12 protein-coding genes and 1 riboswitch are annotated in these 12,405 nt (G+C 41.0%); of the genes, 5 read left to right on the forward strand and 7 right to left on the reverse strand.

The genetic code is table 11. The features are described 5' to 3' along the window. The 7 genes from J7I93_RS19815 to J7I93_RS19845 form a co-directional block, all read right to left on the reverse strand. Complete coding sequence (locus J7I93_RS19815; RefSeq protein ID WP_214727791.1) at positions 1–744, reverse strand: hypothetical protein; 744 nt, start codon at positions 742–744, stop codon at positions 1–3. Positions 745–1,095: 351 nt separating this feature from the next. Continuing rightward, on the reverse strand, positions 1,096–1,872 hold the full coding sequence (locus tag J7I93_RS19820) for a TatD family hydrolase (protein ID WP_214727793.1): 777 nt from the start codon (positions 1,870–1,872) through the stop codon (positions 1,096–1,098). Positions 1,873–1,884: 12 nt separating this feature from the next. Continuing rightward, complete coding sequence (locus J7I93_RS19825) at positions 1,885–2,619, reverse strand: ABC transporter ATP-binding protein (RefSeq protein ID WP_214727795.1); 735 nt, start codon at positions 2,617–2,619, stop codon at positions 1,885–1,887. After that, positions 2,616–3,383 (reverse strand): ABC transporter permease, encoded by a 768-nt coding sequence (locus tag J7I93_RS19830; RefSeq protein WP_214727797.1) that lies wholly within the window; start codon positions 3,381–3,383, stop codon positions 2,616–2,618. Before J7I93_RS19830 ends, J7I93_RS19825 begins: the two co-directional genes overlap by 4 nt. Continuing rightward, positions 3,380–3,673, reverse strand: a complete 294-nt coding sequence (locus J7I93_RS19835; protein ID WP_214727799.1) for a thiamine-binding protein — start codon at positions 3,671–3,673, stop codon at positions 3,380–3,382. The genes J7I93_RS19830 and J7I93_RS19835 overlap by 4 nt, the downstream gene beginning before the upstream one ends. A 14-nt stretch (positions 3,674–3,687) precedes the next feature. Further along, the gene (locus J7I93_RS19840) at positions 3,688–4,689 is read right to left on the reverse strand and encodes an ABC transporter substrate-binding protein (RefSeq protein ID WP_214727874.1); all 1,002 of its coding nucleotides are present in this window, start codon (positions 4,687–4,689) and stop codon (positions 3,688–3,690) included. A 115-nt stretch (positions 4,690–4,804) separates the two neighbouring features. Continuing rightward, positions 4,805–4,913, reverse strand: a riboswitch (TPP riboswitch). 614 nt (positions 4,914–5,527) lie between these two features. Further along, on the reverse strand, positions 5,528–5,941 hold the full coding sequence (locus J7I93_RS19845; RefSeq protein ID WP_214727801.1) for a YkvA family protein: 414 nt from the start codon (positions 5,939–5,941) through the stop codon (positions 5,528–5,530). A gap of 143 nt (positions 5,942–6,084) precedes the next feature. Here J7I93_RS19845 and J7I93_RS19850 point away from each other — a divergent pair, with 143 nt between their 5' ends. The 5 genes from J7I93_RS19850 (at position 6,085) to treC (ending at position 12,297) form a co-directional block, all read left to right on the forward strand. Further along, positions 6,085–6,795 carry an NAD-dependent protein deacylase gene (locus J7I93_RS19850; RefSeq protein ID WP_214727803.1) on the forward strand — a complete coding sequence of 237 codons (711 nt, stop codon included), beginning with the start codon at positions 6,085–6,087 and terminating at the stop codon, positions 6,793–6,795. Positions 6,796–6,922: 127 nt separating this feature from the next. Continuing rightward, positions 6,923–7,108: a twin-arginine translocase TatA/TatE family subunit gene (gene tatA, locus J7I93_RS19855; RefSeq protein WP_026582264.1), complete on the forward strand. Its 186-nt coding sequence runs from the start codon at positions 6,923–6,925 to the stop codon at positions 7,106–7,108. 305 nt (positions 7,109–7,413) lie between these two features. Continuing rightward, a complete protein-coding gene (treP, locus tag J7I93_RS19860) occupies positions 7,414–8,820 on the forward strand; it encodes a PTS system trehalose-specific EIIBC component (protein WP_214727805.1) in 1,407 nt (468 codons plus the stop codon). Positions 8,821–8,911: 91 nt separating this feature from the next. Next, positions 8,912–10,594: a glycoside hydrolase family 13 protein gene (locus J7I93_RS19865; protein WP_214727807.1), complete on the forward strand. Its 1,683-nt coding sequence runs from the start codon at positions 8,912–8,914 to the stop codon at positions 10,592–10,594. A gap of 17 nt (positions 10,595–10,611) precedes the next feature. Further along, positions 10,612–12,297 (forward strand): alpha,alpha-phosphotrehalase, encoded by a 1,686-nt coding sequence (gene treC / locus J7I93_RS19870; RefSeq protein ID WP_214727810.1) that lies wholly within the window; start codon positions 10,612–10,614, stop codon positions 12,295–12,297. The last annotated feature ends 108 nt before the right edge of the window (positions 12,298–12,405 follow it).

Here is a 12,405-nt window from a genome sequence, read left to right on the forward strand (position 1 = left end):
TTATTGTATCGGGCAGTAGGTTCTCCATTCTCCTTGAACGCAAACCTTGTGGCGTGGGACATAGCATTCAGCCATGACGGCATCTGCATTTAAATCGTTTGCAGCCAGTTGCGAAGTGACAGAAGTTTCAGATCCCATGGCAGCTGGAGCACAAGAGTAACCGCCGCGCCATTCATATTTTGTACAGTAGTAGCAGAGTTCACCTGCAGCTCTATTTTCTTCAGAAATGGCCTCTTTATTTTTGGCTGCATCCTCAAGTATCTGCTTCTTTTTTACTTCCACCTCAGCCAGATACTCTTGAAACATGCTATCTTCAGAAACCTCTATTTTGCTTTCTTCACCTGTACCCAGGTCTTTTACATAAAAGGCCTTATCGTCCATAAGCCTGCTATAGTCAACAAGGCGGGCTTTTAATCCGCTGCCGTCAAACTCGTATGAAAAGGATAAGAGGGAGGAGAAATTTACTATTGCATCATCATCCAGAAAAAAACTTTTTTCATTGTATTCCATTTCATATTGAACAGCCCATCCGTACTGGCTGCCACTTACATCTATAAGAGGCTTTGGCTGCATGGGAGCATCCTTTAGGAAGTAAGATTTAAATGTCTTATACTCATCAGCCTTCTTTACTTTCTTTATAAATTCTTTTTCACTCAAATGTTCAGCACCGCTCTTGGGCTGTGCAAATACATTGCCAGAGAAAGCTAGTAAAATAGTCAATAGCAAGAAAATATACTTTTTCAAATTTATACCCCCTAAAAGTATCGTCCAATATAAGAATAACCCATATTTCCAAAATAAGGAATGGTGCGAAGTGATTATATTTATCTAGTTTATTAATACTATTCTGATAATTTTTAAGCCGAGAGTTGATCAGCAGTTAGGGCTCAAACGGAAATAATAGAGATGCTATTAATTATTCCGGCCGAATCAGCATCCACAACATCTATGGGAAAAGGGAAGAAGTGGCAGTAAAGGTTGCCATTGAAGAAAGCTCTCCACTAAAGATAGAAGAAGACGCATAAAAACGGCCATTTGATCTCAAATGGCCGTCCATTCAAAAATGTTTTCCCGGTTTGTAAGCAGAAAATAAAATCATATATTATAGAAGCTTTTGGTATTTTCGAAAAGCTGTTTATAAACACTTCCTAAAGAAGGTTTCTTTTTAATATCTGCCAAGATTCTGATGGAATGCTGCATCATTGCTGGATGGGTAGGCTGGCTTTTGAATGGTCCTTCAAATGGCCATGGACCATCCGTTTCTGCCATCATCCTTTTCAGCGGATAGGTACGGACAAGTTCCTGAATTTCCTTTTCATAGACGATATCTGGAGTAAAGGATATGTAATATCCGTTTGAGATTAACCTGCTGACTGTTGCCTGGTCACCTTTAAACCAATGAAAGTGGGCCTTTTGAACAGAATGCTTTTCTAATAGAGTGCACACAATTGGTGCATCATCATACACAGCGTGAAGGGCAATGGGTTTATTCCATTGTTTAGCAAATTTAATAAATTCTTCCAGAAGAACTAAGTAACCTTCAATCTGAAAGGTGTCTCTAGCATGCTTTTTCCTTAAATAGTAGGGCAGCCCTACCTCTCCCACAGCTATCATTTGATCTTTATGAGTCTCCATCCACTTAAAGAGATCTGAAAGTTCCTGATCGTTTGGCAAGTCTTGTTCAGGATGAAAACCGAAGGCAGGTTTTACATTAGGATATTCGTTTGAAAGCAAGAGATTCCGTTTGCAGGACTCCAAATCAAACGAAACCGTAATGACTGATAGCTGGAATGGCGAATCTTTAAAAATTTCTTTTATTTCTTCATCACTATATTTATCAAGATGAATATGGGCATCAACTATCTTATCCAAAATATTCACCCTCTATTGATTTTTTAACGCCGTATGTATTTCTCTTTTGCATGCAAGGAATTTTTCATCGAGCAGAAGCTCTCCTCTTCTAGGCCGGGAAAAGGGCACGTTAAATTCATGAACCACCTTAGCGGGTTTACTGCTGAGAATTAATATACGGTCGGACAGATAAATGGCTTCTTCTATATTATGTGTAACAAATAGGATGGTCGGCTTATGTTCACTCCATATATCAAGCAGCCATTTTTGCATATCGTGGCGGGTTAGTTCATCCAATGCCGAAAAAGGTTCATCCAGCAGGATCACTGGCTGCGGGCTTAAGAGTGCCCGAATAAAAGCTGCTCTTTGCTTCATGCCCCCAGAAAGCTCATGAGGATAGGCATTCTCATAGTCTGCGAGCCCTGCTTTATGAAGCATATCCCTAGCTGTATCAGGATCTGAATTCCCTTTAAGCTCCTGTCCCAGGAGGACATTTTGGAGAATTGTTCTCCATGGCATTAAGGAGGGTGTTTGAGGCATATAGCTGATAGACCCTCGTTTGCCGTTGATTTTCTCACCACTCAGCTGAATCGTGCCATCGTCTGGCAAAAGTAAACCGCCAATCAGATTAAAAATGGTGCTTTTTCCGCTTCCGGATGGACCCAGGATCGAGACAAATTCTCCTTCGTTTATATGAAAGCTCAGATTGCTAAGAACCAGATTTGAATCAAAGCTTTTTGTTAAATGCTCAAGGGATAATTGTATCATTTCCTAACACCGTCCTGTGTTTTCCATTTGACCAGCAAGCGCTCTGCCAAAAGAATAGCTCCAAAAAACAGCAGGCTGAGCACCATGATGGCAAATATGGCTACAAATACACGGTCCGTCCTAAACGAAGAGGAGGCGAGTGTCATATACACGCCTATACCGTTCTTTGCGCCTAGCCATTCCGAAATTACAGATCCCATTACACTGTAGGTTGCAGAAATTTTCAGGCCGGAAAATAAAGACGGAAGTGAATATGGAAGTTCCAATTTCCAAAACAGCTGTCCTTTGTTTGCTCCTGCCATTAGCATATAGTGCTTAAGTTCTCGGGGTGTTTGCCTGAAGCCATCCAAAGCGGCAACTGTAATCGGGAAAAAGCAAACCAATGTGATGACGATCAGTTTTGGAAGAATGCCGAATCCAAACCACACAACCAGCAAAGGGGCCAGAACAATGATGGGTACATTTTGCGATAGAATGAGGAGCGGGTAAATCGACTCCCTTAAAAAAGGCAATAAGTGCAGCAATACGGCTGTAAGCAAGCCGATTCCCGTACCAATCGCAAACCCCAGTAATGAAAGCATGACAGTGGATTGAAGGTGAAGGAGAAAGCCATCCCATCCGGCAACCGCTTCCTGAAAAATTTCAGTCGGCGGCGGCAGCAGCCATGCAGGGACTTCAGCCAGCATGATTGCCAGCTCCCACAGAATGAATAAAAGGAGGAGAACCGCAGCCGGTCTCCATCCTTTCATTAAAACATTTTTCATGGACGGTATTTCTCCGTTAAATCATTCATTTCAATTCCAGTTGGCTGATATAGGATCTTCACCTGTGAAATAACATTGCTGCTTCCTTTTTCAATCATTTTGGTATTCATTTCTGCGACGATTTTCAATAAATGTTCCAGATCGCCCTCCATTGTTGTTTCCAGGGGGTGAACCTCATATTTAACCCCGGATTCCTGTATTACGCTGATGGCTTCGTCAACATATGGTATAACATTTTCCCCATTTTTTGTTTTCGGTATGATTTGAATGCTTACAAGTGCGTTTGCCATTTCATTAACTCTCCTTATTCCGGCAGGAAGTCATTTGTGAAAGCTTTGCCGGCATCTAATTCTTTATCTAAAAGGCCATTTTCATGCATCCACTTTGCATAGTTTTCCCAAACCTCAAGCTTTTGTTCACCCCATCTGGCTGCATCGTCCTGATAACGGGGAGAAAGCCATTCCTGGCTCCTTTTAACCAGTTCGCTATCAAGGTCTGGAGCGTTCTCGAGAAGAATATCAGCTGCTTCATCAGGGTTCTCAATAGCATATTCATAGCCTTTGGATGCCGCTTTGACAAATGCTTTTACGGTATCCGGATTAGTTTGTATCATTTTCTCATTGGTAGCCAATACAGGTGTGTAATAGTCCAGTTTTTCCGAGTAGTCAGTCAGGTAGACCATATTAATCTTTTCCCCTCGCAGCTCGGCTTCTACACCTGTCCAGCCATAATAAATCCATGCAAAATCTATATCTCTCTTAACAGCCGTAAAAAAATCAGCGTCCCCCATGTTGACAATCGAAACTTTCTCAACATCTGCATTCTCTGTTTTCATCAATGACTCGATTACTGATTTTTCAACCGGCGCTCCCCAGCCACCATAAGTTTTCCCTTCAAAATCCTTTGGTGTTTTAATATTTTTATCTGCTGGGGAAGCAAAGCCGGATGTATTATGCTGAATAACAGCAGCGACCGATACGAGCGGAACACCCTGTACCCGGGCTTCCGTGATGCTTTCCTGATAGCTGACACCGAAATCCGCCTTACCCGATGCCGTCAGCTGGTCTGCACCAGCTTCTCCAGGCATAATGATTTCCACGTCAAGTCCTTCCTCTTCAAAATAGCCTTTGTCCTTAGCTGCGTATAAGCCTGTATGATTGGTATTTGGTGTCCAGTCCAGAACAACTGTGACTTTCTTCAATTCTTCTTTGGCCTTTTCTTCGTTTCCCGGCTGTGTTTCTTGCCCATTCCCGGCACAGCCAGCGAGCATTAGGACAGAACAAACAGCTGCCATCCATCTTTTCATCATTAACCCTCCTGTTTGTTTTATGTAGTCTTTTTCCGGAAAGATAATTATAGCTTGCCCTGAAAAAATAAAAACGCCCCGGCATAGATACCAGAGCGCATATAACAAACATTTTTATGTTTAAGAATATGTTCCCTACGCTGGTATGAGCCAGATCAGGTTCAAAGGGTCAACATCTTATGATGAAGTCTCAACCGGCTAAACCAGTTCCCCTACAATTCTTGCTATTCAATTTTAGACAAACAATCTGCAAAAATAAATACCTTCATGAGGCGTTCTATTTTAAAGCTTCTATGACTTTCCTTCACCATTATAACAAAAGGAATAAAAATGGACAGCAAAAAGTTTATAGTTCGTCGGCAAACTTTCGTTTTGGCCGATCCCTCCCCTTATTTGGCCGATAAAATGGCGGTTTTGGCCGTTAAAAAACAGAGATTGGCCGTTTAAACGGTATTTTGCTAAAATTGGCCGGTAAATCAACCGGTTTGGCCGGTATTTTGCTAAAATTGGCCGGTAAATCAAACAGTTTGGCCGGTATTTTACTAAAATCGGCCGATAAACCCTTTTCTGGAAGCTGCAGCCTCCAAGCCATGGCTGATAAAGCCTGCAGTCCAATATCTAAAAAAGCAGTAAATGAAGCATTGTATGACAGGTCATGATTCCATATCTTTTAACCCTGACGAAACAAGGAAATGACTGCGTACAAAAACGGTTTCGACTGAGGTCGGCAATCACCGTTTCCATAATAAAAACCTCCTGTATGAGGTTTTTATTATCTTCCTTTCCAAACCTTCGCAAAAACAAGTGGTTCTGTATAATCCGGCAGTTTCAAGTTTTTTTATTCCATTTCAATCGCCCGGCTTTCCTTCCAGATTTTAAATTTTTCAAGCTCTCCTGTAATTTGGCTTACAGCAAATCCAAGCACAGCTGCATCATCAATGATCCCCATTCCTGCTAAAAAATCGGGTACAAGGTCCACTGGTGAAACAAAGTACAAGATTGAAGCGATAATAAATAGGATCGATTTTTTTGAAATGTGCCTGTAATCTCCTTTTGACCAGGATTTAACCAAGTCAATCAATAGCTGGAAATTTTCCCATATATCACTTAATGAAGATTTATTCTGATTAGCTTTTGTTGTCGCTTTGCTTAGCAATCCTCTTGTTTTTACAGGATCTTCCGCATATCTCTTGGCTCTAGAAGAGAACCTTTTAAAGCCTTCCCGGTAATCTTTTGTTTCCGTCTCTGGCATTGCAATCACTCCTATATTGATAAATGGCGTAAACACATATAATCTATTATTTACCGCATACATAGGAAGACATAAACATTTTATCCTTTGAAAAAGATGGAAATAGTATTTTAGAGGAATAATATATTTCGGAGATGATAACTATGCTTGAAAAATGGCTGAAGGAATCAAGGTATACCGTTATTTTAACTGGAGCAGGTATGTCCACGGAGAGCGGTTTGCCTGATTTCAGGTCTGCTGATAATGGAATGTGGAAAAAGAAGGATCCTGGGAAAATAGCCAGTACAGAAGCTTTAAATCATAATGTGAATGAGTTTATTGAATTTTACCGGCACAGGGTCACAGGCTTAAAGGAATGTAAGCCTCATAAAGGGCACTATATTCTCGCAAATTGGGAAAAAAGGGGCATTCTCCAAAGCATCATTACCCAGAATGTAGATGGATTCCATAGGCTGGCCGGCAGCTGTAATATGGCTGAGCTTCACGGGAACCTGCAAACACTCCATTGCCAGGTATGCAAAAAAGAATATCCGAGTGAGGAATATCTGCACGACCATTATCATTGTACATGCGGGGGAATGCTTCGCCCTTCAATCGTCCTCTTTGGTGAAATGCTTCCTGAACTGGCATTGGATTTTGCTGCAGATGCATCAGAGAAGGCTGAGCTTTTTATTGTGCTTGGTTCATCCTTGACCGTTACTCCGGCCAACCAGTTCCCGTTAATAGCCAAACAAAACGGTGCAAAGCTCGTAATTGTTAACATGGAGCCTACAGATTTTGATTTTTATGCAGATGAAGTTATTCATAACCGGAAAATTGGAGAGGTGCTAGAAGAAATAGATAGAGTCATCTAAGTCTAAAAAGTAAAACTCCGGCTATGCTTTTTTCATTCTTTCTACTATAATGGACAGTGAACCTTGATTTTGCCTATTGTCTTTTCGAATGTTCCTCATGCGATTCGATATAGAAGGAGTGTATATAATGTTAACAAACATTGGAATTCCAGGTTTAATCCTGATTTTGGTCCTGGCACTTATTATTTTTGGTCCAAAGAAGCTGCCTGAGATAGGGAAAGCTTTTGGAGAAACCTTAAAGGAATTTAAAAAGTCTACTCGTGAATTAACAAATGATGATGACGATGATAAAAAGAAAGAGCAGCTTAAATAAGAATGATAGCCGGCTTCAGACCATTTAGGTCTGGGAGCCGGCTTTTTTGTTGTTTCAAAGCTTTTCTAGGTATATATAAAATGGAAAGTAACGGCAAAGAAAAAATAGTTGACGAAACATGTATATACAAGATAAAATGAAAGCGTAAACAGTTCATGTATATACAAGTTGTTTTTCAATAGTCTGAATAACGTCTTTTACTATCCAAGAAAATGGATAGATATGTAGTGAACGAGAAGAATATAGAAGAACCTTACAGCTGTTTTTTCAGAAGAATGAAAACGGTAACAGGAGGAGAGAGAAGAATGAGTGCAAATAAACAGTCAGCCGAGCAAATAGTAGAAGCAATTGGCGGCAAAGAGAATATCGCAGCTGCCACTCATTGTGTGACACGATTACGATTTGCTTTAAAAGATGAAGGAAAAGTCGATAAGGAAAAACTCGAAAATATAGATGTTGTAAAAGGCTCGTTTTCCTCCAACGGTCAGTTCCAGGTTGTCATTGGACAAGGACTCGTTGATAAAGTTTATAAAGAAATGACAGAAGCAACAGGTATTGGGGAATCATCAAAAGAAGAAACAAAAAGTGCAGCTGCCGAGAACTTGAATCCATTGCAGCGAGGCATTAAAACGCTGGCGGATATCTTTATTCCAATCTTGCCCGCCATCGTAACAGCAGGTTTGTTAATGGGTATAAACAATATTATGACAGCGCCTGATATTTTCTTTGATGATCAGTCGTTTGTTGAGGTTTATACGAACTGGGCTGATTTGGCGAGCATCATTAACTTGATTGCCAATACAGCATTCGTATTTCTGCCAGGCTTGATTGGCTGGAGTGCTGTGAATCGATTTGGCGGAAGCCCGCTCTTAGGTATGGTATTAGGTTTAATGCTTGTTCACCCGGATCTTTTAAATGCCTGGGGCTATGGTGCGGCCGAGGAAGTTCCTAAATGGAATCTATTCGGACTTGAAGTAGAAAAGGTAGGCTATCAGGGCCAAGTGCTGCCAGTATTATTTGCTTCATATGTGCTTGCGAAGATTGAAGTGTTTTTACGAAAAAGAATTCCGGATGCATTTCAGCTATTGACTGTTGCTCCAATTGCTTTATTGGTTACAGGTTTCTTATCATTTATTGCTATTGGACCAATCACATTTACAATCGGAAGCTGGATTACAAATGGTGTTGTTGGAATCTTTGATGCTGTTCCAGCCCTTGGCGGTCTTATTTACGGCGGATTATACGCTCCACTGGTTATCACGGGGATGCATCACACATTCCTTGCGGTCGACTTACAGTTAATTGGCAGCATCGGCGGTACATTTTTATGGCCAATGGTTGCCCTGTCCAATATCGCACAGGGGTCAGCAGCATTAGCCATGATGCTGTTAAGTAAAGGAAACGAAAAGGTAAAGGGCCTCGCACTTACTTCATCAATTTCAGCATACTTGGGTGTAACGGAACCGGCAATGTTCGGGGTTAACCTTCGCTTTAAATATCCGTTTTTTGCAGCTATTATCGGATCTGCGATTGCCGGAATATTTATCACAATCAATGGAGTTAAAGCACCATCCATCGGTGTAGGCGGTTTGCCGGCATTCTTCTCTATTTTTGCAGAAAACTGGGGAGCATTCTTCATTGGAATGGGAATTGCACTAGTCGTACCGTTCGTTCTGACAATGGTCTTTTCAAAATTTAAAAAAGCTGAATAAACTTTTGATGCCATGGAATATTTTTGATTCCATGGTATCGCCATTTTTTTTGGTGTACCAATGGAAATTATAAAAATATCGGGGGTGTCAAATGAAGAAGCAATGGTGGAAGGAAAGTGTAGTTTACCAAATCTATCCGCGCAGCTTCATGGATAGCAATGGCGATGGAATAGGAGATCTTCAGGGAATCATTTCGAGGCTTGATTACTTAAAGGAGCTAGGAATTGATGTTGTATGGCTTTCGCCGGTTTATAAATCACCCAATGATGATAATGGCTATGATATTAGCGATTATCAGGGGATTATGAGTGAGTTTGGAACAATGGAAGATTGGGAAGAACTTCTTGAACAGATGCATAAGAGGGGCATTAAGCTCATTATGGATTTGGTTGTAAACCATAGTTCTGACGAGCATATTTGGTTTGCTGAAGCCATTAAATCGAAAGACAATCCATACAGGGATTACTACATATGGCGCCAAGGACAGAATGGAGGAGAGCCCAATAACTGGGGCAGCAATTTTGGCGGCTCGGCCTGGGAATTTGATGAAAATACCGGCGAATACTATTTGCATCTATTTTCGAAAAAGCAGCCAGATTTGAATTGGGAAAATCCTAAACTAAGGAATGAGATCTATAACATGATGACATGGTGGCTTGATAAAGGCATTGATGGATTCAGAATGGATGTTATCAACTTCATATCCAAAGTGGACGGCCTGCCTAATGATAAACCAAAGACTGGCAAAAAATTTGCTTCAGGCAGCAAGTATTACCGTAATGGACCAAGAATCCACGAATATTTGCAGGAAATGAACAAAAAAGCTTTATCCCATTATGATGTGATGACTGTGGGGGAAATGCCGGGCGTTACCCCCGAATGGGCCAGACAGTATACAAGCGAAGACCGGAACGAATTAAATATGGTCTTCCAATTTGAACATGTCAGCCTCGATAACGGGCCAAAGGGCAAATGGGATCTGATGCCTCTTAATTTGCGGGATTTAAAAATGAATCTTACCAAATGGCAAAATGAACTGGATGAGGTTGGCTGGAACAGTCTTTATTTTAATAACCATGATCAGCCGCGCTCCGTTTCACGATTCGGCAATGACAGCAAGTACCGGGAAAAGTCTGCTCAGATGCTTGCAACACTGCTTCACATGATGAAGGGGACTCCCTATATTTATCAGGGGGAGGAAATCGGCATGACAAATGTCCGGTTTGAAAGCATTGATGAGTATAAAGATATTGAAACCCTTCATTTTTATAAAGAAGCGCTCCATGATGGCTGGTCTGAACAGGAGGCCATGAAAAGCATTTATGCAAAAGGGCGTGACAACGCTCGAACACCGATGCAATGGGATTCGTCTAAACATGGCGGATTTACTGAAGGCACTCCCTGGATAAAAGTGAATCCAAATTATAAAAATATTAATGCAGAGAAGGCGCTGAAAGATCCAAACTCTGTTTTTCATTATTATAAAAAACTCATTGAACTCAGAAAGCAATATGACATCATTGTGTACGGCAAATATAACTTAATCCTGGAGGACCATCCAGAAGTTTATGCATTTACAAGATCTCTTGGCGATCAAACACTTCTAGTAGTATGCAACTTCTATGAGGGAAATCCTGAAGTTATCATCCCGGAAGGTTTACTGGAAAGCGAGCATAAGGTGCTGATTGGGAACTATGAAGGTTTGCAGGGGACCGGGGAGATGAGCCTGCGGCCATATGAAGCCCAGGTACTACTTTTTGATAAAAAATACTAAAAACAGGTGTGATTCAAATGAAACAACCTTGGTGGAAAAAAGCAGTCGTATATCAGATTTATCCGAAAAGCTTTAACGATACAACAGGCAATGGGGTGGGGGATATTCCCGGCATCATCGCCAAACTGGATTACTTAAAGGAATTGGGTGTGGACGTCGTTTGGCTCACACCGATTTATAAGTCTCCGCAGCGTGATAATGGCTATGATATTAGCGACTATTTTAGCATCCATGAAGAATATGGAACGATGGAGGACTTCGATAAGCTTCTGGAAGAGGCACATAAACGCGATATTAAAATCATTATGGACATTGTTGTCAACCACACTTCAACAGAGCATGAATGGTTCCGGGAAGCAAAAAAATCAAAAGACAACCCGTACAGGGATTTTTATATTTGGAAGGACCCAAAAGCTGATGGAACTGAACCAACAAACTGGGAATCCAAATTTGGCGGAAATGCATGGGAATATGATGAAACAACAGAACAATACTACTTGCATCTCTTTGACGTGACCCAGGCTGATTTAAATTGGGAAAATGAAGAGCTTCGACGCAAAGTCTATGACATGATGAAGTTCTGGTTTGATAAAGGGGTTGATGGTTTTAGGCTTGATGTAATCAACCTGATTTCCAAGGACCAGCGCTTTCCGGATGATGACGGGGCTATACCGCCAGGCGATGGCAGAAGGTTTTATACAGATGGACCGCGTGCCCATGAATTCATGCACGAAATGAACGAGAAAGTATTCTCTAAATATGACAGCATGACGGTTGGCGAAATGTCCTCCACAACAATCGACCATTGCATCAAATATTCGAATCCTGAGCGTGAAGAACTAAGTATGACATTTAATTTCCATCATTTAAAAGTGGATTATCCTAATGGCGAGAAATGGGCTTTGGCAGACTTTGATTTCGGAGCATTGAAACAGATTTTGTCCAAGTGGCAAGCTGAAATGCATAAAGGCGGCGGATGGAATGCACTTTTCTGGTGTAACCATGACCAGCCCCGGGTTGTCTCAAGATATGGAGATGACCAAAAATATCATCGTGAATCTGCAAAAATGCTGGCAACTACAATCCATATGATGCAGGGAACTCCATACATTTATCAGGGGGAAGAGTTTGGCATGACAAACCCTGGCTTTGACAGCATTGATGAGTACCGTGATGTAGAATCATTGAACATTTATAATATTCTTCGAGAAAAGGGGAAGTCTGACAGGGAGATTATCGAGATTTTAAAAAGCAAATCCCGTGATAACTCCCGTACGCCTGTCCAATGGGATACAACTGAAAATGCTGGCTTTACAGAAGGAACCCCGTGGATTAATGTAGCTTCCAATTACACGGAAATCAATGCAGAAAATGCGATAAAAGACCTGGACTCTGTTTTTTATCATTATAAAAAACTAATCCAGCTCCGAAAGCAATATGACATAATCACTTCTGGTGATTATGAATTAATTTCCGAGGAGCACCCTGATGTATTTGCCTATATTCGTAACGGTGAAAATGAGAAGCTCCTTGTGATAAATAATTTTTATGGTAAAGAAACCTCATTTAAAATGCCGGATGCAGTTAATTTAGAAGGATACAATTCAGAAATATTGCTATCTAATTACGAGGGTTCACCTTCGGCAGCGGACGAAATCAAATTGCGTCCATATGAATCAGTGACTTACTACTTGAAAAGATAAATGGGAAAATCCTCCTGCAAATGAGGCTGCAGGAGGATTTTTGTTATGGAAAGGCACTTATCAACGAAATTTTTGATATATCAACGAAATCATTTTTATAGCAAATGC

This window comes from Bacillus sp. ISL-47 (assembly GCF_018613175.1).
In the GTDB taxonomy this organism is placed as follows: domain Bacteria; phylum Bacillota; class Bacilli; order Bacillales; family Cytobacillaceae; genus Cytobacillus.

Coding starts and splice junctions, on each gene's coding strand:
- tatA (WP_026582264.1), top strand. CDS start 6,923: ATGTTAACAAACATTGGAATTCCAGGTTTAATCCTGATTTTGGTCCTG.
- J7I93_RS19865 (WP_214727807.1), top strand. CDS start 8,912: ATGAAGAAGCAATGGTGGAAGGAAAGTGTAGTTTACCAAATCTATCCG.
- J7I93_RS19845 (WP_214727801.1), bottom strand. CDS start 5,941: ATGCCAGAGACGGAAACAAAAGATTACCGGGAAGGCTTTAAAAGGTTC.
- J7I93_RS19830 (WP_214727797.1), bottom strand. CDS start 3,383: ATGAAAAATGTTTTAATGAAAGGATGGAGACCGGCTGCGGTTCTCCTC.
- treP (WP_214727805.1), top strand. CDS start 7,414: ATGAGTGCAAATAAACAGTCAGCCGAGCAAATAGTAGAAGCAATTGGC.
- J7I93_RS19850 (WP_214727803.1), top strand. CDS start 6,085: ATGCTTGAAAAATGGCTGAAGGAATCAAGGTATACCGTTATTTTAACT.
- J7I93_RS19825 (WP_214727795.1), bottom strand. CDS start 2,619: ATGATACAATTATCCCTTGAGCATTTAACAAAAAGCTTTGATTCAAAT.
- J7I93_RS19840 (WP_214727874.1), bottom strand. CDS start 4,689: ATGAAAAGATGGATGGCAGCTGTTTGTTCTGTCCTAATGCTCGCTGGC.
- treC (WP_214727810.1), top strand. CDS start 10,612: ATGAAACAACCTTGGTGGAAAAAAGCAGTCGTATATCAGATTTATCCG.
- J7I93_RS19835 (WP_214727799.1), bottom strand. CDS start 3,673: ATGGCAAACGCACTTGTAAGCATTCAAATCATACCGAAAACAAAAAAT.